17 protein-coding genes are annotated in these 23978 nt (G+C 34.2%); 12 read left to right on the top strand and 5 right to left on the bottom strand.

What is annotated here, in order from left to right; genetic code table 11:
- Positions 1-5: 5 nt before the first annotated feature.
- Entirely contained in the window at positions 6-2792 is a 2787-nt protein-coding gene (uvrA, locus tag C8C87_RS10375) for an excinuclease ABC subunit UvrA (RefSeq protein WP_121342555.1), read from the bottom strand.
- 187 nt (positions 2793-2979) lie between these two features.
- On the opposite strand from uvrA, the gene C8C87_RS10370 reads away from it, so the two are divergent.
- The 8 genes from C8C87_RS10370 to C8C87_RS10335 all read left to right on the top strand — a co-directional run bounded on the left by C8C87_RS10370 (position 2980) and on the right by C8C87_RS10335 (position 17973).
- Positions 2980-5781 (top strand): triple tyrosine motif-containing protein, encoded by a 2802-nt coding sequence (locus C8C87_RS10370; protein WP_369869808.1) that lies wholly within the window; start codon positions 2980-2982, stop codon positions 5779-5781.
- 237 nt (positions 5782-6018) lie between these two features.
- Complete coding sequence (locus tag C8C87_RS10365; RefSeq protein WP_121342553.1) at positions 6019-9075, top strand: TonB-dependent receptor; 3057 nt, start codon at positions 6019-6021, stop codon at positions 9073-9075.
- A gap of 11 nt (positions 9076-9086) precedes the next feature.
- The gene (locus C8C87_RS10360; protein WP_121342552.1) at positions 9087-10565 is read left to right on the top strand and encodes a RagB/SusD family nutrient uptake outer membrane protein; all 1479 of its coding nucleotides are present in this window, start codon (positions 9087-9089) and stop codon (positions 10563-10565) included.
- A gap of 19 nt (positions 10566-10584) precedes the next feature.
- Positions 10585-12180: a PKD domain-containing protein gene (locus tag C8C87_RS10355; RefSeq protein WP_121342551.1), complete on the top strand. Its 1596-nt coding sequence runs from the start codon at positions 10585-10587 to the stop codon at positions 12178-12180.
- Positions 12181-12271: 91 nt separating this feature from the next.
- Positions 12272-13915: a family 16 glycosylhydrolase gene (locus tag C8C87_RS10350; RefSeq protein WP_121342550.1), complete on the top strand. Its 1644-nt coding sequence runs from the start codon at positions 12272-12274 to the stop codon at positions 13913-13915.
- A 67-nt stretch (positions 13916-13982) separates the two neighbouring features.
- Complete coding sequence (gene bglX, locus C8C87_RS10345) at positions 13983-16283, top strand: beta-glucosidase BglX (protein WP_121342549.1); 2301 nt, start codon at positions 13983-13985, stop codon at positions 16281-16283.
- Between the two features lie 6 nt (positions 16284-16289).
- Positions 16290-17045, top strand: coding sequence for a family 16 glycosylhydrolase (locus tag C8C87_RS10340; protein WP_121342548.1), 756 nt, complete (start codon positions 16290-16292; stop codon positions 17043-17045).
- A gap of 343 nt (positions 17046-17388) precedes the next feature.
- Positions 17389-17973 (top strand): RNA polymerase sigma factor, encoded by a 585-nt coding sequence (locus C8C87_RS10335; RefSeq protein WP_099714755.1) that lies wholly within the window; start codon positions 17389-17391, stop codon positions 17971-17973.
- Between the two features lie 311 nt (positions 17974-18284).
- On the opposite strand, the gene nth is transcribed toward C8C87_RS10335, so the two are convergent.
- Complete coding sequence (gene nth, locus C8C87_RS10330; protein WP_121342547.1) at positions 18285-18935, bottom strand: endonuclease III; 651 nt, start codon at positions 18933-18935, stop codon at positions 18285-18287.
- Positions 18936-19024: 89 nt separating this feature from the next.
- Between nth and bcp the strand changes: the two genes are divergently transcribed.
- A complete protein-coding gene (bcp, locus tag C8C87_RS10325) occupies positions 19025-19477 on the top strand; it encodes a thioredoxin-dependent thiol peroxidase (RefSeq protein ID WP_099714757.1) in 453 nt (150 codons plus the stop codon).
- Positions 19478-19700: 223 nt separating this feature from the next.
- On the opposite strand, the gene C8C87_RS10320 is transcribed toward bcp, so the two are convergent.
- Positions 19701-21161 (bottom strand): TonB-dependent receptor, encoded by a 1461-nt coding sequence (locus C8C87_RS10320; RefSeq protein ID WP_121342546.1) that lies wholly within the window; start codon positions 21159-21161, stop codon positions 19701-19703.
- 94 nt (positions 21162-21255) lie between these two features.
- Between C8C87_RS10320 and C8C87_RS10315 the strand changes: the two genes are divergently transcribed.
- Genes C8C87_RS10315 through C8C87_RS10305 form a run of 3 tightly spaced genes read left to right on the top strand, consistent with a single transcriptional unit; the run spans position 21256 to position 22975 of the window.
- Positions 21256-22020: an MBL fold metallo-hydrolase gene (locus C8C87_RS10315; RefSeq protein ID WP_121342545.1), complete on the top strand. Its 765-nt coding sequence runs from the start codon at positions 21256-21258 to the stop codon at positions 22018-22020.
- Between the two features lie 11 nt (positions 22021-22031).
- Complete coding sequence (locus C8C87_RS10310) at positions 22032-22532, top strand: hypothetical protein (protein WP_121342544.1); 501 nt, start codon at positions 22032-22034, stop codon at positions 22530-22532.
- Positions 22533-22534: 2 nt separating this feature from the next.
- Complete coding sequence (locus C8C87_RS10305; protein ID WP_121342543.1) at positions 22535-22975, top strand: hypothetical protein; 441 nt, start codon at positions 22535-22537, stop codon at positions 22973-22975.
- A gap of 6 nt (positions 22976-22981) precedes the next feature.
- Here C8C87_RS10305 and C8C87_RS10300 read toward each other — a convergent pair whose 3' ends face one another.
- Positions 22982-23629: an alpha/beta hydrolase gene (locus C8C87_RS10300; protein ID WP_121342542.1), complete on the bottom strand. Its 648-nt coding sequence runs from the start codon at positions 23627-23629 to the stop codon at positions 22982-22984.
- Positions 23630-23633: 4 nt separating this feature from the next.
- Positions 23634-23978, bottom strand: a complete 345-nt coding sequence (locus C8C87_RS10295; RefSeq protein ID WP_121342541.1) for a hypothetical protein — start codon at positions 23976-23978, stop codon at positions 23634-23636.

Below are 23978 nucleotides of genomic sequence, written 5' to 3'. Positions count from 1 at the left end.
CATTTTTATATTTTTTCTTTTAAGTATTTTCCAGTAACAGAACCTTTTATTTTCACTATTTGTTCAGGCGTTCCAACGGCTAATAATTTTCCACCATTTTCTCCTCCTTCAGGACCTAAATCAATAATCCAGTCGGCACATTTGATGAGATCAAGGTTGTGTTCAATTACTAGAATCGAATGACCTTTATCTATCAATGCATCAAAAGAAGCCAATAATTTTTTGATATCATGAAAATGCAATCCTGTTGTAGGTTCGTCAAAAACAAATAAAGCTTTGTCTTTTGTGGCTCCTTTTACTAAGAATGAAGCGAGTTTTATACGCTGTGCTTCTCCACCGGAAAGTGTAGAAGAAGATTGTCCTAATTGTACATAACCCAAGCCCACATCTTGTAAAGGTTGTAATTTTTGAGTGATTTTAGTTTGTTTATTAGCTATAAAAAAAGCAATTGCATCATCTATCGTCAGGGTTAGAATATCATGAATATTTTTACCTTCAAAAGCGACTTCCAGAACTTCTTTCTTAAATCGTTTTCCGTTACAGGTTTCACATGGTAATTGCACATCGGCCATGAAAACCATTTCTACATTTATGGAACCTTCTCCTTTGCAGGTTTCACATCTTCCTCCATCAACATTAAAAGAAAAATGTTTGGCTTGATAGCCTCTTATTTTTGATAGTTTTTCTTTGGCATACAATTCCCGAATATCATCATACGCTTTAATATATGTCACAGGATTAGAACGGGAACTTCTTCCTATTGGGTTTTGGTCTACGTATTCAATATGTTTAATTTGCGAAAAAGAACCGGATATTTCGCTGAATTGCCCTGCTTTTTCACCAACATTTTCGAGCTTTTTTTGCATCGCCGGAAAAAGGATTTTTTTAACAAGCGTACTTTTTCCGCTTCCTGAAACTCCGGTAATAACCGTTAATACATCCAGAGGAAAAGTTACATCTATATTTTGAAGATTGTTTTCTCGAGCTCCTTTTATTTCGATAAAATTCTTGAAAAGTCTGCGTTTTTTGGGAACAGTAATTTCTAAGTCTCCATTCAAATATTTAGCGGTCAGTGAAGTTGATTTTAGAATTTCATCATACGTGCCTTGTGCTACCAAATTACCACCAAAAGTACCTGCTTCCGGTCCAATATCAATAATCATATCCGCGGCTTTCATAATATCTTCATCATGTTCTACCACAATAACGGTGTTTCCTAAATCTCTTAACGATAACAGTACTTTTATCAGGCGTTCCGTATCTTTTGGGTGTAAACCAATGCTTGGCTCATCCAGAATATACATCGATCCAACCAAACTGCTTCCTAGAGAAGTTGCTAAATTGATACGCTGCGATTCTCCTCCGGAAAGTGTTGCTGAATTTCTGTTTAATGTCAGATAATCCAGTCCTACTTCGGTTAAAAAAGATAAACGATTATTGATTTCTACCAGCAATCGTTTCGCTATTTGCTTTTCATAAACATCTAAGTCAATATTTTCGAAAAAAGTAACCAAATGTTTGATAGGCAAATCAACTAAATCTGAAACTGTTTTTGAGTTAATTTTTACATACGAAGCTTCAATTCTCAAGCGTTTTCCTTTACAGGAATGACATTTGGTTTTGCCTCTGTAACGCGAAAGCATAACCCTGTTTTGGATTTTATAATTCTTTTCCTCCAGTTCCTTGAAAAAATCATTTAAACCTTGAAAATAGCTATTTCCATTCCAGATTAGCTCTTTTTGATCTTCAGATAATTGGTAATAAGGTTTGTGAATAGGGAAATCAAATTTGTAAGCGTTATTTACTAATTCGTCGCGAAACCAACTCATACTTTCACCTCTCCATGGGAAAATAGCATTTTCGAAAATAGATAAAGTAGTATTTGGCACCACTAATTCGGCATCAATTCCTATAATATTGCCATAGCCTTCGCAAACAGGACACGCTCCGTATGGATTATTGAAACTAAATAAATGAACGTTTGGTTCTAGAAATGTAATTCCGTCCAATTCAAAATTATTGGAATAGGAATACTTTTTATCGGAGTTTAATTCTTGTAAATGACAGATTCCTTTTCCTTCAAAGAAAGCCGTTTGCACCGCATCACCCAATCGATTGTAGAATTCTTCTTCGTCTTTGACCACAATCCTATCAATAATAAGCTTTATGTCTTTATTGTCTAAAGAATGTTGGTCAATTTCGTCTAAACGAATCATTTCATTGTTTACCAATATTCGGGCAAAACCTTGTTGTAAAAGTACTTTTAGTTTGTCTTCCAGTTTTCGTCCTTCTTCTAAATGAATAGGAGCAATAAGCAGCCATTTGCTGTCTAGTTCAAAAGTTTTTACATCGGTTACCACATCAGTAACCGTATTTTTTTTGACCTCACGACCAGAAATAGGAGAATATGTTCTTCCGATTCGGGCAAACAGCAATTTTATATAATCGTATATTTCGGTTGAAGTTCCTACTGTAGAACGTGCGTTTGTGGTATTTACTTTTTGTTCGATAGCAATCGCAGGAGCAATTCCTTTGATGTATTCTACTTTTGGTTTATCTAATCGTCCAAGAAATTGTCTTGCATAGGAAGACAAACTTTCTACGTAGCGGCGTTGCCCTTCGGCATATAAAGTATCGAAAGCCAAGCTTGATTTTCCGGAACCCGAAAGTCCTGTGATAACCACTAATTTATTTCGGGGAATCGCAACATCTACATTTTTTAGGTTATGTACTTGCGCGCCTTTTATGATAATATTTTTCTTTGGATCTAATTTCGAAAGGTCAACTTGCATAAAAATGATAATTTTTACAAAAGTAATCAATTTTCAACTGACTAAATGGATTGAACAAGTCACAAATAATCATTAAAAGTGTGGTTGAAAAGTGATTTTTATTCTTGTATAGTTTTTATGTTTTCTATCACCTAAAAAAATAGTATTTTTAAGATTATTTTTGAAAAAAATTAACTTCACCATACCATTGAAAACAAAACTATACATTTTTATTTTTTTAATGTCCTTTTGTGCTTTTTCTCAGGAATTGCCGCCAATTGTAAAATATGCCTCAACCACTTATGGTGCGGGAAATCAGAATTGGATGATTTCGCAGGATCAAAATCATTATGTTTTCTTTGCTAACAATGAGGGATTATTGGAATTTAATGGTTCAAATTGGGAATTATATCCATCACCAAACGAAACTATCGTTCGTTCTGTAAAAGTGATTGGAAATAAAATTTATACGGGTTGCTACATGGAATTTGGTTTCTGGACGCGACACACAAATGGAAAACTAAAATACACTTCGCTTAGTAAAACAATAAAAACTCAAATTCTTAATGACGAACAGTTTTGGAATATATTGAACTATGAACAATGGGTTATTTTTCAATCCTTGGACAGAATTTATATTTACGATACCAAAACGGGAGTTTTCAAAATTATTGCTCCCAAAAACAATATTACTAAATCGTTCCGTACAAAAAATGCAATTTATTTTCAGAGTATAAATGAAGGACTTTTTGAAATTGAAAGCGGAAAAGGACGCTTGGTATCTAATAATCCAATTTTACAAAACAATAGGATAGTCAACGTTTTTGCTATTGAGGAAGGACTTTTAATCCAGACACAGCTAAATGGATTTTATAAACTTATAGGAACTGTTTTGACTAAATTTTCTACCGAAGTTGATTCGGAATTAGCATCCAGTAGTGTATATAGCAGTCAATTGCTGTCGGATGGAAGTTATGCTTTAGGAACTGTCTCTAATGGGATTTTTATCTTAAACAATAACGGGGGAATTAAATATCACATCAATCAAAACAAAGGATTGAGTAATAATACTGCGTTGTCTTTATATGAAGATGCCGATAAAAATCTTTGGGTAGGATTGGACAACGGAATCAATTGCATTAATCTGCAATCTCCGATACAAAACTTTGTTGATGACACCGGAATTTTAGGAACCGTTTATACTTCAAAACTTTATAAAGGTAATTTGTATGTAGGAACCAATCAAGGTTTGTTTTATAAAAACTATCTGACTAATGATGAATTTAAATTTGTAAATGGAACTAAAGGGCAGGTTTGGTCTTTGTTTGAGTACGATGGAACGCTTTTTTGCGGTCATGATTCGGGAACATTTGTGATTGATAACGCTGTTGCAAAAAATATATTTTCTGCATCTGGTACTTGGAAATTTGAAACTGTCCCCAATCAAAAAGGGCTCTTACTCCAAGGGAATTACTACGGAATTTCTGTTTTGGCAAAAACGAATAATCAATGGAGTTTTAGAAATAAAATTACAGGATTTGATTATTCCTCAAAATATTTTGAAATCACGAATGCGCTGAATGTATATGTAAGTCACGAATATAAAGGAGTTTATAGGCTGGAACTAGACGGAAAACTGTCAAAAACAAAACCTTTTGTGACCTATAAAACACCCGAAAAAGGTAAAAATGCCAGTCTAACTAAGTTCAACAACATAATTTACTATGCTAATAAAGAAGGTATCTTTAAATTGAATGAGAAGACCAAACAATTCAGTAAGGATAATTTATTAAGTTCTGTTTTCGAAAAAGATGAATATACTTCGGGAAAATTGATTGTTGATAATTCCAATAAAATATGGCTGTTTTCTAAAAATTACATCCATTATTTTTCATTGAGTAAACTAAGTAATCAACTGAAACAAAATGTAATTCCGATTCCCGCTTCATTAACAAATTCGATGTTAGGCTACGAAAATATTACTCAAATTTCCAATTCTAATTATTTGATAGGAACTACTGATGGGTATTATATTTTGAATCTTAATGAATTGAGTTTTAAAAATCATAACGTCTCTATTTCCGCAATTACAACAAATAAACTAAATGAAACTTTCGAAAACCGTTCCATTCAGGAAGAGGGCAGTTTTAAATATGATGAAAATAACATAACCATTAATTATACGGTTCCTGAATTTAATAAATACATCAATGCTGAATTTCAATATTTATTAGAAGGATTTCAAGAGGAGTGGAGCGAATGGAGTGCGAAATCAACGGTGAATTTTAAAAATTTGCCCCCTGGAGAATATACTTTTAAGGTGAGAGCTAAATTTGCGAATTCTACTTTAGAAGATACAGCTATGTATACTTTTACTGTTGAAAAACCTTGGTATTTAACCAATATTGCTCTTTTTTTCTATTTTATTTTTGTGATTGTGATGGCTCGATTTATTCATAAGGCCTATAAAAACTACTATCAAAAACAAAAAGAGAAATTGATAGAAGAGAATAATTTGTTATTAGAGATTAAAGAGCTTGAAAACGAGCAGGAATTAATGCGCATTAGAAACGAACAGCTTTCACAAGATGTAGATACTAAAAATAGAGAGTTGGCTGTTTCTACGATGAGTTTGAATAGTAAAAATGAGTTGCTGGCTTTTATCAAAGATGATTTAAAGAAAACGCCTGATGATGGCAACAGAAGCATAAAATCAGTCATTTCTACAATTAATAAGAACATAACTGAAGGCGATAGTTGGAGTGTATTCAAAGAAGCTTTTGATAATGCCGATAAAGACTTTTTGAAAAAAATGAAACTGGCTCATCCGTCCTTAACTCCAAACGATTTGAGATTATGTGCCTACTTGAGATTAAATCTTTCCTCGAAAGAAGTGGCGCCTTTGCTAAATATATCTGTACGAAGCGTTGAGATAAAAAGATATCGTTTGCGTAAGAAAATGGAATTGTCGCACGAACAAGGACTTGTAGAGTACATTTTAGCTGTATAGTTTCGTCTGAATTTTACAAATAAAACTATACATTACCACAACAATACCGTTATTGTTGTGGTTTTTTTGTTTTTAGAGAAAATCTGAATTTCTTAATTTCTTCTTAATTTTCAACCCTTTTTTAAATATTATGAATTAAACAAGTGATTTTTTGCATTGTATGTTTTTTGTAGAGGTTCTTTTTGATTTATTATTAGTTGTTCCGATTAATTTTATAATTCACAAAAAATATAAATTATGAAGTCAAACTATCTACTAATCCTTTTTCTATTTCTATCCTCTTTTGGTTTTGCCCAAGGATATGATGTAGGAGGAGTTGTTAAAGAAACCGGTTCTGGTTTACCTATACCTGGAGTAAATGTTCAAGTTAAAAATTCAACGATTGGGACGGCGACAGACATGGATGGTCGTTTTTCTCTAAAAGGAGTTTCCTCTGGTGCAACTTTAATATTTTCATATTTAGGATTTAAAAATTTTGAATATAAAGTAGTATCTAATACTAGTACTCTTTCTATTTCGTTACAGGAAGATTCTAAAGTATTGGATGAAGTTGTAGTAATTGGATATGGAAGTCAAAAAAAGCGAGAAGTAACAGGAGCAGTTTCTGTGGTAGACAGCAAAACTTTGGAAGCTTTAAAACCAGTTAAAATTGAGCAAGCTTTACAAGGAACTGTTTCCGGAGTGAATGTTACAACTACTTCGGGTGCTCCAGGTGCCGCTTTGGATATTCGCATCAGAGGTATTGCAACCAATGGTGAAAATAGGCCTACAACTATCATCGATGGATATGTTGGAGAACTTGGATTATTAAATCCAAATGATGTCGAGTCCATCACCGTTTTAAAAGATGCCCAAGCAGCTATTTATGGTACTATTGGTGCTAATGGGGTTATTCTTATCACGACAAAATCAGGGAAAAAGAATTCGAAATCAAAAATTAGTTACAATACCTATACAGGTTTTCAGGAAACGTCAAGAACATTACCAATGCTTAACGCTACTGAATACGCTTTATTATTGAATGAAAGTTATGCTAATGGCGGTAACGCAATTCCTTTTCCTAATGTTTCTGGTTTAGGCAAAGGAACAAACTGGCAAAATGAAGTTTTCAGCACCAGTGTTCCTATTATCAATCATGACATTTCCTTTTCTGGTGGATCAGATAAAATTACCTATGCGGTAAGTGGTTCTCATTTAGATCAGGAAGGAATTATTGGAGAAAGTAAATCCGGTTTTTTAAGAAATACAGCAAGAGTTTCTCTAGGTGCTGATGTTACTGAGAAATTGAAATTGAAAACAAACGTAATCTATACTTATTTTAATAGAAAATCATTAAACGAAAGTGGTTTAGGTTCTGTTTTGTTCAATGCTTTGAATACACCATCAACACTAACACCGTATGATGCAAATGAGGATTTTACAAAAGTGCCTACAAATACTGGGTTAGGAATTGAAATTATAAATCCATTGGCTCAAATTGCCAATACTTATAATGACTACAACTTCAAAAAAGTCAATGGTAATTTTGGATTAGATTATAAAGTTTTCAAGGATTTTACCATTTCGAGTTCAATTGGTTTTAATACATCAAACAGTGAGTCTAAATCGTTTGCCAAACAAATTCTATATTGGATAAATCCTTCGGATAAGGTATTTGATGTTTTGAGAAGTTCGGTTTCCCAAAGCGCTATTAATGATAATGATTATTCATTTGATTTATTTGGAACTTATGCTAAGAAAATTGGAAATCACAATGTAGTTGCAACTGTAGGAAATACTATTTTCAAACAATACGGAAACGGGTTATTTGCAACTGGATTTGATGTTCCTTACAATTCATGGGAATTTGCAGATATAGCATTGACCAAAGGAATTTCTGAAACCGTACCAAACGGTTCCTATAATTACGACGAACGAAGACTTTCTTATTTTGCAAGAGCACAATATGATTACAAAGGGAAGTACCTTTTTTCTGCGATGATACGACGTGATGCTTCGACAAAATTTGGACCTGGAAATAAAGTGGGTTATTTTCCATCATTTACAGCAGGTTGGGTAATTTCTGATGAAGGTTTCTTTGGAGAAGACAAACTAATAAACTTCATGAAATTGAGAGGGAGCTACGGTACTTTAGGAAATGACCAGATTCCAAACAATGGTTATGTTTCGCAATTAAGCGGAGAAGCGACGTATGTTTTTGATGATGTTTTAGTGAATGGTTTAGCAACTGGACAAATTCCAAATCCAAATTTGAAATGGGAAGAAGCCAGAAAATTTGACGTTGGTTTAGACCTTAAGTTGATACAAAATAAAGTTTCTATTGTTGCGGATTATTTTATTGATACCAGAGCCGATTTGTTAATTCCATTTATACCTGTTTCTGGAATCAACGGAACAGCAGCTCCTGGTGCAGGTTCACCAACAATAAATGCAGGAACGGTAAGAAACTCAGGATTAGAGTTTGCAATAGATTACAAAAATAAATTCTCGGATAATTTTTCGATGAGTGTTGGGTACAATGTTACGTTCCTTAAAAACGAAGTATTAGCCGTAAACAACGGAATAGGATATATTGAAGGAGGTTCATTTGGCGTAGGCCAACAAGCACCTTCAAGAATGGAAGTAGGTCAGCCAATAGGTTATTTTTATGGCTACAAAACAGATGGAATTTTTCAGAACCAGTCAGAAGTTGATGCACATCCGTCTCAATTATCTTTGGGTGCTGACGCCAGTCCTGGAGACCTTCGTTTTGTAGATGTAAATGGAGATGGAATTCTTAATTCAAGTGACAGAACGAATATTGGAGATCCAATTCCTGAAGCTACAATGGGTTTCAATTTACAAATGAATTACAAAAACTTTGATTTTGCAGTCTATACTTTTGCTTCCGTAGGAAATGATATGGTGAGAAATTACGAAAGAAACCTTACAGATGTCAATCGACTTAATTATGTTTTAGACCGTTGGACTGGCGAGGGAAGTACTAATACTACTCCAAGAGTGACTACAAGTGCTACAGGAAATTCTACTTTCTCCAGTTATTTTGTTGAAGATGCTTCCTATTTAAGAATCCAAAACATGCAGTTGGGATATTCAATAAATTCTAAATTTTCTGAAAAAGCAGGAATAACAAAACTGCGTTTGTATGCGGGTGTAAATAATTTATACACGTTTACAAAATACAAAGGTTTTGATCCGGGTGCTTCTAATGGAGCTCCAATTGGCGGAGGAATTGACTATGGTTTTTATCCAATCCCAAGAACCTATTTGTTAGGTTTAAACATTAATTTTTAATTCGTATTAAAATGAAAAAGTATCTATTTATTACCCTTATATCGATAACAATCTTCTCAACTGTAACCATTTCCTGTAGTGATGATTTTGTGGATCGACCTATAGAATATTCGATTGATTCTGAGAATTATTTTAATTCAAAATCAGATTATGACAATGCTTTAATTGCAGCGTATGATTTGTTGCAAACCACATATCTAAATGCATTGTTAGGCGAAATAGCTTCCGATAATACTTTGGCTGGAGGCGAAAGTCAATCGGATACTCCGGGTTTTCAGCAAATTGATGATATGATTCACACACCAGTGAACAGTAATCTAAAAAACTTATGGGACTGGATGTTCGCAGGAGTTCAAAGAGCCAATTACATTTTGGAATTCAAAGACAAAACAGATTTTGAAGGAAAAAATCAAGTGATTGGTGAAGCTCGTTTTCTTAGAGCCTATTATCATTTTGAATTAGTAAAATGGTTTGGTGGAATCCCATTGAAAGGGGATGCAAGGTTCAGCTCTGGTGACGAGAAAATAATTCCGCGTTCATCCGTTTCAGAAGTGTATGCTTCAATTGAAGCCGATTTAATTTTTGCTTCTGAAAACTTATCTGCAACAGCAGCACAAAAAGGAAGAGCAACAAAAGGCGCGGCATTAGCATTATTAGGAAAGGCATATTTGTACCAAAATAAATACCCACAAGCGGTAGCAACTTTCGAAAGTTTAATTGGAACTTCTTCCTATTCATTGGTTTCAGATTACAATACTATTTTTGAAAATGCTGGAGAAAATGGATTAGAATCGGTTTTCGAAGTACAATACACGGATGTAGAAGGTGCCGGTTTTGGATGTCTCCAATGTAGCGAAGGAAATGTAGCCGTGGGTTTTAGTGGACCAAGAAATTATTCAGGTGATTTATTTACTTCGGGTTTCAGTTTTAATATTCCAACTCAGAAAATCGTAAACGCATTTGAAGCAGGAGATAGAAGAGAAGCGGTAGCAATATTAGATATCGAAGCTTGGGCGACAGCAACAGGAGCTACTTTTGGAAAAGGATATGAACACACCGGTTTTTTCAACAGAAAATACATTCCAAGAAAAAGAAGTGCCAACGCACAAGGAGATTTAAACCTAACTAATCCTAATAATTACAGAGCCATTCGCTATGCAGATGTTCTTTTGATGGCGGCCGAAGCTTACAATCGCGGAGGAATCGATGATACTAAAGCAAGAGGATATTTGAACCAAGTTAGAAGACGTGCTTTTGGTGATTTGAATCATGATATTTCGTCTTCTGGAGCTGCTTTGACTGACTTTATTTTAGCAGAAAGAAGATTGGAATTAGTTGGTGAAGGACACCGTTTCTTCGATTTAGTACGAACTGGTAAAGCAGCTCAGGAAATTACTGGATTTACAGCCAACAAAAATGAATTGTTTCCAATTCCTATCGAGGAAATTCAATTTGCAAATGGAAATTGGACACAAAATCCTGGATATTAAAAACTAATATTATTTAAATATGAAAAACTTAAAATTAATACTAAGTCTTTTTGCTCTAATCCTCTTTTTAGGATGTTCAGACGAAAATAACGACGTAGATCTGGATGGAGTAAATGCTCCTTCAAATATATCTGCTCTGACGACCATTACTCAAGATAACTCAGGAAATGTTACTTTTTTGCCTCGTGGTGAAGGAGTTACTCAATTCGAAATTTATTTTGGTGACGCAACTACAGCTCCTGTTTTCGTAAATCCAGGCGGTACCATTACTCATAAATATAAAGAAGGTAAATTTCAGGCAAAAATTGTAGGGGTAACTATTAATGGTAAAAAAACCGAAACGATTCAAGAGGTAACGGTTTCTTTTTTAGCACCAACAAGTTTTGAACCTACTATAACTATTGGAAGTAATCTTTCGATTAATGTAACTGCTAAAGCGGAATTAGAGACTTTCTTTCAGGTTTATTTTGGAGATGTAGCAAATGAAGTTCCGGTAGATTTCATGCAAGATGAGGTGATTACGCACACGTATTTAAATCCGGGAACGTATCAAGTAAAAGTGGTTGCACTAAGCGGAGGAGTTGCTACGACACAAAAAACACAAAGTGTAACAGTAACTAATTTATTCGCTGCGCCAGTTCCTACAATTCCGGCAGCAAATGTCATTTCCATGTTTAGCGACAGTTATACAAATGTTGCGGTTGATACTTGGAGAACTTCTTGGTCACAGGCAAATTTAGAAGATATTGATATTAGTGGCAACAAAACTAAAAAGTACAGTGCCTTGAATTTTGTTGGTATCGAAGCAACAACAACTCCAATCAATGCCTCGGCTATGACTTTCTTTCACGTTGATATTTGGTCGTCTGATTTTACAGAGTTTAAAGTTAAACTAGTCGATTTTGGAGCTAATGGAGCTTTTGGTGGAGGAGATGATAAAGAACATGAAATCACGATTTCTAATCCTGAAAAGGAGAAATGGGTGAGTTTAGATATTCCGTTAAGTGACTTCACCGGATTGACTACTCGTTCTCATATTGCTCAATTAATCTTTGTTGGTGCGCCTTCTGGAAATACTACGGTTTATGTGGATAATGTTTTCTTTTACAATCAAGCAGGTTCAATCACAGCAGCTCCAACTCCAAGTGTAGCGGCATCCAAAGTAATTTCTATGTTCAGCGACGCCTATACAAATGTAACTGTTGACACCTGGAGAGCTTCTTGGTCAAGTGCCACGCTGACGGATTTGAGTATTAATGGAAATGCAACAAAAAAATACAGTGCATTAGATTTTGTTGGAATAGAAGCGACTACAACGCCTATAAATGCGACTGCAATGACGCATTTTCACACTGACGTTTGGTCCTCAGATTTTACACAGTTCAAAATAAAATTAGTCGATTTTGGTGCGAATGGAGCTTTTGGAGGAGGAGATGATGTAGAACATGAAATTACAATTTCGTCACCAGCTAAAGGATCTTGGGTAAGTTTAGATATTCCGTTAAGTTCCTTTACAGGATTAACTACACGAGCACATATTGCACAGTTAATTTATGTGGGTGCGCCTTCTGGAAATAACACTGTTTATATAGATAATGTTTATTTTCATAATTAATAAAAACAGAAAAAATCAACTAATTATGGATTTAAAATGAGTTTGTATAAAACGAGTATCCTAACTACATTTTTTTAAAAAAATATTTAAAATGAAAAAAATAATCATAAATATAGTATCCGTTTTTGTCCTTCTTTTGATGGTCAATTGTCAGGAAGATAATTTAGGTTTTGGAGCATTAGACACGCCAACAAATCTTCAAGTTACAGCGGAAATAATAGGGAAATCTGCTGCATTTCCAAACGGAGATGGTTCCGGAAAAGTAAAATTTACCAGTACTGCAGAAAATGCTATTTCGTATAAGTACATTTTTAGTGATGGGACTTCAAAGAATTCTCCAAGCGGTATATTCGAAAATGCTTTTGCAAAACCAGGTACAAATACGTATACAGTGACCGTAATTGCCTCTGGAGCAGGAGGAGTTGCTACTAATGTTACTTTGGAAGTAACAGTTTTTAGTAATTTTAAAGATGAGCAAGCGGTACAATTTCTAACAGGTGGTGCTTCCAGAAAATGGTATTGGGCACAAACAGAACTAGGGCATTTGGGCGTTGGTCCAAACGTAGCGTGGTCTGATCCTACTTTTGGAACAAAAAATTATTACCCGGATTTTTACTCCGCTAAAGCCAATGAGAAATCAGCTACCTGTTTGTACAATAGTATAATGACTTTTTCTTTAGTTGGTGATCAAATGAAATTTGAGTTGGATAACAAAGGTCAAACGTATTATAATGGTGCTTTTAAAGGCGGTGGAGAGGATGCCTGTTATGATTTAAATACCAGTGGAGCAAAAACTGTGACTTTGAGTAAGTCAGACTCTTTTGTGACAATGAATCCGGATAGTGCCACACAGACCAGAGGGACTACAATAAATATTGCTGACGGAGGTTTTATGGGCTATTATGTTGGGTCTAGTTCTTACGAAATTCTATCAATTACAGATAATCGTATGGTTGTGCGAGTGATTCAGTCAGGAAATCCATTTTTGGCGTGGTATCATATTTTTACAACAACGATTCCTGGTACAGTTGTAACTCCAACTCCGACAACAAATTATACCGTTTTGAAATTTTCTGATGAATTTAATATTGACGGTGCTCCGGATCCTACAAAATGGGGATATGACCTTGGTGCTGGCGGTTGGGGTAATGGCGAAGCCCAAACCTATACAAGCGCTTCTGATAATGTAATTGTTCAAGGTGGAAATCTAAAAATTACGGCTAAAAAATCAGGAACAGGGTATACTTCCTCAAGATTAAAAACAGAAGATAAATATGAATTTACCTATGGTAAAATTGAAGTAAAAGCAAAATTACCTGTTGGTGGTGGAACTTGGCCGGCGATTTGGTCTTTAGGACAAGATTATAAAACTAATGCTTGGCCAAAATGTGGTGAAATTGATTTCATGGAGCACAAAGGAAATGATCCGAATGTAATTCACGGGACATTACATTATCCGGGTAATTTTGGTGCAAACCCGAACACAGCTACAACAACAATAACAAATGCGTCTACTGAATTCCATATTTACAAAACAATCTGGAGTCCTACTTCAATTCAGTTTTATGTAGATGATAAGCTTTTTCATTCTTTTGTCAATAGCGCTTCAGTGCCCTTCAATAGTGATTTTTTCTTAATATTGAATGTGGCAATGGGAGGGAGTTTTGGAGGAGCAATTGACCCTGCTTTTTCGCAGTCTTCAATGGAAATTGATTATGTAAGGATTTATCAATAAAATATGTAATGAATTTATAAAGGTCGGTTCTTTTACCGACCTTTTAATTATAACAAAAAGGATAAAGATGAGAAATAAATCCCTGTTAGCATTATTTGCTATTACAGCTTTAATAATTGCAGGCTGCAGCAATAAAATTTTAAAATCACCTGTTTCTTATTCCAAAGAAAATATTTTAGATGCTAAAGTAGATTCTGTACTCAAATTGATGACTCTGGAAGAAAAAGTGGGACAACTCAACCAGTATAACGGATTTTGGGATATTACAGGTCCAACTCCAAAAGAAGGTCAGGCAGCTAAAAAATACGAAGACCTGAAAAAAGGTTTAGTGGGATCGATGCTGAATGTAAAAGGAGTTAAAGATGTAAAAGCGTTGCAAAAAATTGCGGTAGAACAAACACGATTGGGAATTCCGTTACTTTTTGGGTTTGATGTCATTCATGGCTATAAAACCATCAGCCCAATTCCACTGGCCGAAGCAGCAAGTTGGGATTTAGAAGCAATAAAAAAGTCAGCGGCAATAGCGGCAGAAGAAGCAGCTTCCGTAGGACTGAACTGGACTTTTGCACCCATGATTGATATTTCTAGAGATGCCCGCTGGGGTCGTGTTATGGAAGGAGCAGGTGAGGATACATTTTTAGGAAGTAAAATTGCCGTAGCTCGTGTGCAAGGTTTTCAAGGCGAGGATTTAGCCGCTACGAATACTATTTTGGCTTGCGCCAAACATTTTGCAGGATATGCGTTTGCAGAATCAGGAAGAGATTATAATACGGTAGATATAAGTGAAACCGTGTTGCAGAATACAATTTTTCCTCCTTTTAAAGCGGCGGTTGATGCTGGTGTGCGAACGTTTATGAACTCTTTCAATGAGTTGAATGGAATTCCCGCAACAGGAAATGCCTATTTACAAAGAGAAGTTTTAAAAAAAGATTGGAAATTTGATGGTTTCGTAGTTTCTGATTGGGGTTCTATCAACGAAATGATACCACATGGTTATGCCAAAGACAGTAAACATGCTGCTGAAATAGCAATTAATGCCGGTTCAGACATGGATATGGAATCTAGTGCGTATGTGGAACATTTGGTAGCATTAGTGAAGGAAGGAAAAGTCAAAGAAAGTGATATTGATGATTCGGCAAGACGCATTTTGAAAGTAAAGTTCGAATTGGGTTTGTTTGACGATCCATACAAATATTGTGATGAAAATCGAGAATTGGCAACCGTTGGGAAACAAGAATTTCAAGAAGGAGTTTTGGATGTAGCCAAAAAATCGATTGTGCTTTTGAAAAATGAAAAGGAAGTATTGCCTTTAAAAAAATCAGGTCAAAAAATTGCATTAATCGGTGCTTTGGCAAATGATAAAACGAGTCCTTTGGGGAGTTGGAGAATCGCTGCTGACGATAATTCGGCAGTTTCAGTTCTGGAAGGATTACAAAAGTATTCAGGGAACCAACTTACTTATGCTAAAGGAGCTGATGTAGCCGAGGGAAGAACACAATTCATTTGGGAAACTAAAATCAATACAACTGATAAGAGCGGATTTGCAGAAGCCATTGCGGTTGCAAAACAAGCCGATGTGGTAGTTATGGTTTTGGGAGAACACGGGTTGCAATCAGGCGAGGGAAGAAGTAGAGCAGATTTAGGTTTGCCGGGTGTTCAACAAGAATTATTGGAAGCAATTTATAAAGTCAATCCTAATGTTATTTTGGTTTTAAATAACGGCCGACCATTAGCAATTCCTTGGGCTGATGAAAATATTCCTGCAATTGTTGAAGGATGGCATTTAGGAACGCAAAGTGGTAACGCAATAGCACAAGTTTTATACGGTGATTATAACCCAAGCGGAAAATTGCCAATGACTTTTCCTAGAAATGTCGGTCAGGTTCCTATTTATTACAATTATAAAAATACAGGAAGACCTGTTATGAACGAACCCGAAAGTGTATTTTGGTCACATTATATTGATGAAAAGAACACGCCTTTGTATCCTTTTGGTCACGGATTAAGTTATTCTAAATTTGAATACTCTAATTTACAATTATCATCTAATGCATTTGCTAAAAACGGCAAAATAGAAGTTTCAGTAACTATAAAAAATATTGGAAAAGTTACCGGAAAAGAGGTTGTTCAATTGTATATTAGAGATTTGATAGGAAGTATTACCCGTCCGGTAAAAGAGTTGAAAGGATTCGAAATGATCGAATTGCAACCTAACGAAACCAAAAAAGTAGTATTTTCAATCGATGAAAAAACAATTGAATACTTCACAGCCAATAAAAAATGGGAAGCAGAAGCAGGTGACTTTAAAGTATTCATCGGAGGAAGTTCAGTAACAAAGTTGGAAGGCGATTTTCAATATTCTAATTAAAATAAAATGAAAAAAATACTAATATTATTGCTTGTGGTTAATTTTTCTTTTGCGCAACAGAACAAGCGAAAACTAGTCTGGGAAGAAAATTTTGACGGTACCACATTAAACGAAAATAATTGGAATTTTGAGATTGGAGATGGTTGTCCTAATTGTGGTTGGGGAAACAACGAACGACAACTGTATACGAAACAAAACCACACGGTTGCTAAAAATCAGTTAGTTATCACGGCCAAAAAGGTAGGTGGTAAATACACTTCGACACGGATTACCACCAAAGGCAAAAAAGAGTTTCAATATGGACGCTTCGAAGCTAGAGCAAAGTTGCCTGTTGGGCAAGGAGTTTGGCCAGCTTGGTGGATGTTGGGTTCAAATATCAGTGAAGTCGGTTGGCCAAAATCTGGAGAAATCGATATTTTGGAATATGTAGGGAAAGAACCCAATATGGTTTTTACTTCTTTGCATACACAAGACAGTCATGGAAACACTATAAATACCAAGAAAACAAGATTTGATGCTATCGAGGAAGGTTTTCACATTTACGCTGTAGAATGGACGAAAGATAAAATTGATTTTTTTGTAGATGATACTTTAGTGTATACCTTTCAACCTGAAAATAAAACAGAAGCGATTTGGCCATTCAACCAACCCTTTTATTTTATTGTCAATATGGCTATAGGAGGAAATTTTGGAGGCCCCGAAGTGGATGACACTATACTTCCACAGGATTTTATAGTTGATTACATTCGAGTCTATCAATAATCAGAAATGATAAGTAAAATAATTAAAAATAAAACAAGGTTAGATTTTAATTAATTGATAATCAGACTTTGTTTTGTTTTTTCTAGTTTCAGATTTCATTTTTAGTAAAAGACTCTTAATTATTATTCGTCAGCATCCTATTTTTATAGGAATGTGAAAAAAGAAGAAAAATTTTAACAATTTTCAGCCTTGTTCTGTTAATTTTTATTAATTTTACTTGCATGTTAAAACAATAATTAGTTAAATTTGAAAACTTAACAAACCTAAATAAACACTAGCCTATAATAGAAAACTACTTTTTAGAGACATCTCTTATTTTATTTTAAAACTAAAAAGTATTATTATGGTTAATATACAACTCCCTGATGCGTCATTGGTAAAGGATTATGTCGCAGGTAATGAGGATGCCTTAGCTAAACTAATAAAAAGGCACGAATCAAAAATTTATGGTTTTATTTATTCGAAAATTCCGGATAAAGATATTACCAACGATATTTTTCAAGATACTTTTATCAAAGTAATTAAGACTTTGAAATCAAATTCATATAACGAAGAAGGTAAATTCTTACCATGGGTTATGCGCATATCCCATAATCTAGTTGTAGATCATTTCAGGAAGACAAAAAAAATGCCCATGTTTAGAGAAACCGAAGAGTTCTCTATTTTTTCCATAATGTCAGATGATTGTCAAACGATAGAGAATAAAATAATTTCGGAACAAGTCGAAATGGATTTAAAGAAACTAATCGAAGGACTTCCGGCTGATCAAAAAGAGGTGTTGGTGATGCGAATGTATCAGGATATGAGTTTTAAGGAAATTTCGGAATCGACGGGAGTTAGTATCAATACCGCTTTAGGGAGAATGCGTTATGCTTTGATGAATTTGAGAAAAGTGATAGACAAACACCAAATTGTTTTGACCAATTAACAATATGTTTAAACTTGCTGCGTTGTAATATAAAGAAAAATATATATTACTCTATGGCAAAAATTTACTCAAAAAAAGAATCAGTTTCAAAAAACAGGAAACCAAGTAAAGAAACAATTTCTTTCTTATTAAGCTATTCCAAAGCGTTAAGCATAATAAAAATAGACAATAAAAGTTTCGAAATCATATCGAATTAAAAACACCTGATTCCAATTATAGTTGGTCTTAAGTGTATTTAATTTGGTTTTTAAATTATTAAAAAATCCCATTATTTTTAAAAAAAATAATGGGATTTTTTGTTCAATGAGGTTTTATTTTTTGTTGTAGAAATCAAGGACTGTTTTTCTTCCAATTGTTTTTGTGATAATATCTTTGTCTAAATCCCAGCCACGAGCCGGAGAATATTGCCTTCCGTACCAAATAATCTGAAGGTGTAAATCATTCCAAAGTTCTTCAGGAAAAATACGTTTCGCATCTTTCTCTGTTTGGACAACATTTTTTCCATTTGTCAAATTCCATCGATACATCAATCGATGAATGTGAGTATCAACAGGAAAAGCAGGAACTCCAAAGGCTTGCGACATTACAACACTTGCCGTTTTATGTCCTACCGCAGGTAATTCTTCTAAAAACTCAAAACTTTGAGGTACTTTTCCATCATGTTTGTCAATTAAAATATGGGATAAACCATGAATTCCTTTTGATTTCATTGGCGATAAGCCACAAGGACGAATGATTTCCTTAATTTCCTCCACAGACATTTTTATCATATCGTATGGATTGTCAGCTTTAGCAAAAAGTAAAGGTGTAATTTGGTTCACGCGAACATCCGTACATTGTGCCGAAAGTAAAACAGCAATCAATAACGTATAAGGATCCTTATGGTCTAAAGGAACTGGAATCGTTGGGTATAACTCTTTTAACGTATTTATAACAAACGTTACACGTTCTTGTTTATTCATTATTCATTAAATTTGATTTGTAAAGAAAAACAATTTCATTGGCAATAGCAAAATTCAATTTCAATTCAAATAAATAAAAAATATAAATAATGACAACATTAAAAAAAGGAGATAAAGCACCTAATTTTTCTGGTCTGGACCAAGACGGAAAATCACATCAATTAGCGGATTATGCGGGTAAAAAATTAGTCGTTTTCTTTTATCCAAAAGCAAATACGCCAGGCTGCACTGCAGAAGCTTGTGATTTAAGAGACAATTTCGAACGATTCCAAGCTAATAATTATGAGCTGTTAGGCGTTAGTGCCGATGCGCAAAAAGCACAAGCTAAATTCAAAGAAAAATTTGATTTTCCGTTTCCGTTACTTGCTGATGAGGATAAATCTGTAATTCAGGCTTTTGGAGTTTGGGGACCAAAGAAGTTTATGGGAAAAGAATATGACGGTATTCACAGAACAACATTTGTAATTGATGAAAAAGGAATTATCGAAGATGTGATTTCAGATGTGAAAACTAAGGCTCATGCCGCTCAGATATTGAAGTAAGTGTTCAGTAATCAGTTTTTAGTGTTCAGTTACTGCAATTACAAATAAGTATACAAAAACTGAAATTAAATTTTGACAAACAAAATAAAGTCCAGAGTTGAGGTGTTAAATGACCTCAATTCTGGACTTTGTTTTGTAATTTAAATCGAAATTTCATGACTGATTCCGATAGTTATTAGGACTAGCAACTAAACACTAAAAACTGATTACTGACCACTATTCGCTAATTGCTTTCCTTCAAAACTTTGTTTGGGTCATACCCAAAAAGGCGGTGTTCTTTGATTATTTCTGCAATACCAGTAGGAAGCATTGTTTCCCAACCCGGTTTTCCATTATTAATCATATTTAAAACTTCACGAGAGAAAACTTCTAAAATAGAAGGGTCATAATCATCTATGTCAACTACTTTTCCGTTGAATTTAAAGAATTTGTATAATTCTTTCATTCTAGGATGTACTTTTAAGTTTTCTGATGTGATGATTTCTCCATCTTCTCCAATCATTGGATACAAGAAAACTTTCATATCGCGATAGAATAATTTTCCAAATGCTTCCAAAATTCCACCACTTAAATGGCGGTAATATTTCTCATCAAAAATGTCTACTAAATTATTCACGCCCATGGCTAATCCCATTCTGGCTTTGGTATAATTAGCAAAATATTCCACCACTTTATAGTATTCCTGGAAGTTTGAAATCATTACAGTTTGTCCAAGTGAACATAGTAATTCAGCCCTATCCATAAAATCTCTTTCATCGATTTCACCATCAGAACGTAAGTTTGATAATGTAATTTCAAAAACTACCAGTGTGTTTTCGGCATTTACCTTATTCTCATTCAGGAACATTTTTAATGATTTCTCATACATGTCCATGTTCACTTTTGTAACCGGACGAAAACTACCTCTAAAAGCAAGAATATTTTTCTTGTATAAAATTGCTGCAGGAAGAATGTTTTTACCTTCAGGGTTAAACATTACCGCATCAGTCATTCCGTTTTTTACTAATTGTAAACTCATCAAACGATTGTCAACATCAGCAAAACGAGGTCCTGAGAAATTTATGGTGTCTATTTCTAATTGATCTTTATCTAAGTGATCGTATAAGTAGCGCAATAATCGTTTAGGATCGTTGTATTTATAATATGCTCCATAAATTAAATTCACACCAAGAATACCAAGTGTTTCTTGTTGCAAGCGGACATCAGTTTCTTTAAATCGAATGTGAATGATAATCTCGTTATAATCCTCATCTGGTTCAATTTGATAACTAATTCCAACCCAGCCATGTCCTTTGAATTGTTTTGCAAAATCTATCGTAGCTACAGTATTGGCATAACTAAAAAACATTTTATTAGGATGTTTTTCTCTGCTCAATCTTTTTTCTATCAGATTTACTTCATGAGAAAGCATTTTTTTAAGTCGGCTTTCGGTTACATAACGGCCGTCTTCTTCAACGCCATATACAGCATCACTAAAGTCTTTGTCATAAGCTGACATTGCTTTTGCAATTGTACCCGAAGAACCACCAGATCTAAAAAAATGTCTTACAGTTTCTTGACCAGCTCCAATTTCTGCAAAAGTTCCGTAAATATTTTCATTTAAATTGATACGTAGTGCTTTGTCTTTAATCGAAGGGATTTGTTCGATGATTTTGTCACCTTTTAATTTTATTTCTGTATCCATTTTCTTTTAATATGGCTAATATGTTGCAAAGTTAATGAAATAGGTTTCTAATGAAAGATAATTAACCCTATTTTTGTAAATAAAAGCAATAAAATTGAAGGTATATTTTTTAGGAACTGGCACATCACAAGGGATTCCTGTTATTGGGAGTAACCATCCGGTATGTAAAAGCACTGATTTTAAAGACAAAAGACTGAGAGTTTCCGTTTGGATTTCTTGGGGAAACCATTCTTTTGTTATCGACTGCGGACCTGATTTTAGACAGCAAATGCTTTCTTCAAATTGTCAAAAAGTAGATGGAATCCTCTTTACCCACGAACATGCTGACCACACAGCAGGAATAGATGATATTCGCCCGTTTAATTTTAAACAGGGAGAAATACCAATTTATGCACATCAAAGGGTTATCGATAATCTGAGAAGACGGTTTGATTACGTTTTTGAAACGGTAAATAAATACCCGGGCGCACCTTCTGTTGCAACTATTGAAGTTGTCAATAATGAACCATTTTCTCTTGGAAATAAGACAGTGATTCCTATTGATGTAATGCATGGAAATCTCCAGGTTTTTGGGTATCGAATAGATGATTTTGCCTATTTAACGGATGTGAAAACTATTGAAAAAAGCGAAATCGAAAAATTAAAAAACTTAAAAGTATTGGTTATAAATGCTTTACGGGAAGAGCCTCATGATACGCATTTCAATTTGAAAGAAGCATTAGATTTTATAACTTTGGTCCAGCCAAAAACCACTTATCTTACACACATTAGTCATATTATGGGATATCATGAAGAGGTTCAAAAAAACCTTCCTGAAAATGTTTTCCTAGCATACGACAATTTAGAAATTACACTATAATTCAATTTACAATGAAACAGTCATTATTCCTTTATCTCACTATTTTAGCGGTACTTTCTTCGATTTTCACTTATATGTTTTTAAGTAAACAGGTCGAATTTGAACAAAAAAGATATGAGAAAACTACCAAAAAGTTAAGAGACAGTCTACGTTTAGTTTCGAATCAGCTGACTGATGCTAACTATTTTTCTTTGGCAAAAAATGAAAATGCGCAAAATTATTTTGATTCAGGAAGTTCAGAAAAAATAATTCAATACGAGAAATTAATTCCTGTTGTTACTGAAAAATTATTGGATTACAACTCTAACCCAAAAGGGAATCCTTATACCGGTCAAGATCAAATTGGGACGAATAAATTTATTGTCAATAAAGTAAGAATCCTAAACCACAGATGGATTATTGCAGACTTTAGTGACGGTGAAATTTGGGGAGAGGTTTTATTGAAATATTTTGTAAATGCTGATGACAGTATTTCTTTTGAAGTAAATCAATCATTGTTATATCAAAAATAAGCATGAAAAAAGGATTATTGTTCTCGGTAATGATCATTTTTGCTTTTTCTTGTGCAAAACAGATGGATCAAAAAAAGGAATCCAAGACTTCAATTCTAAAAGAAGAAAAACCACAATTAGTAGGCGGAGATTTGGATGAACACGGGTGTAAAGCTTCTGCCGGTTATACATGGTCTATGTTGAGAAAGGAGTGTATCCGAGTTTTCGAAATCGGAACTCGATTAAATCATTATGAACAAGAACGTGCAACTACATCAGCTTTTGTAATTTTTGAAGCTAATAATGGAAATAAAGCAGAATTGTTTCTGGATACCCAAAAGGAATCTATTATCTTAGAACGAAAATCCGAAGGCCAACCATGGGTTAAGGATGATTGGCAATTGATTCCTTGGAAAGGTTATGTTTTGAAAAAAGCCGAAGAAATTAAATATACAGGACAATAAAATCAGTTAGTTATTTTCTAACCAATTTTTAAAGTCATAAAAATTCTGTGGCGCCACTCCATGACCCACAGGATATTCTTTGTAGGTTAAATTTATTCCTAAATTTTCTAGTATTGCAGGTGTTTTTCTAGCCCATTCTACGGGGATTACTTGATCTACAGTTCCGTGTGAAGCAAATATTTTCAAGTTAGTAAAGTTGTTTTTAAGATAATCCTCTGCCACAATTTCTAAATTTAAATAACCACTCATAGCTACTACTTTTTGAACTTTTTCTGGGTAAGAAAGTGCTACTGCATAACTTAAAATGGAACCTTGGCTGAAACCAACTAGAGCAATTTGTGTTGCATCGATTGGATAATTAGCGACTAACTCATCAATAAATCCAGCGATTATGTCTCTTGAAACTTTAGCTTGATCATGGTCTGAAAATTTATTTTGATCCGCATCAAAGTTTATCGCGTACCAAGCATAACTGCCGTATTGCAAGTCATAAGGCGCACGTGCTGAGATGATATAATATTCCTCTGGAAGTTCGGTTGCAAATGAAAACAAATCTTCTTCATTGCTGCCATATCCATGTAATAAAAGGATAAGAGGATTTTTGTCTAATTTTATTTTAGGTTCTCGTATTTTATATTCTAAAGATAAATTCATTGGATTATGATATGTTTTTAAGCCATTTTTGAAAATAAGTTCCCAATAAAGGAACTGGTTTTATTTCTCCTTTTATAGCACTAGTAATGCCGTAAGACCATAAAACAAATACAAAAATCCACATAGGAGCAGAAATCATTAAGCTGTCAAAATTGCTGATGATTAATCCCAGTGATATAAAAGTTAATGTGAGTCCCAGTCCTTGGCGAATGTGAAAAGAAGCAAATGCATTTTTATCTTCGGAGTTCATTGACATCGCTATAAACACGCCAATTCCTAAAATATAGCTTGTTATGGCGGCAGTTTTTCCCGACTCAGAATTATTATTATTATTATTATTATTATTCAT

The sequence above is a fragment of the Flavobacterium sp. 120 genome (assembly GCF_003633605.1).
GTDB classification, from domain to species: Bacteria; Bacteroidota; Bacteroidia; order Flavobacteriales; family Flavobacteriaceae; genus Flavobacterium; species Flavobacterium algoritolerans.
Note: the sequence above shows the minus strand (reverse complement) of the source record. Positions and strands in the feature narration are given on the sequence as shown.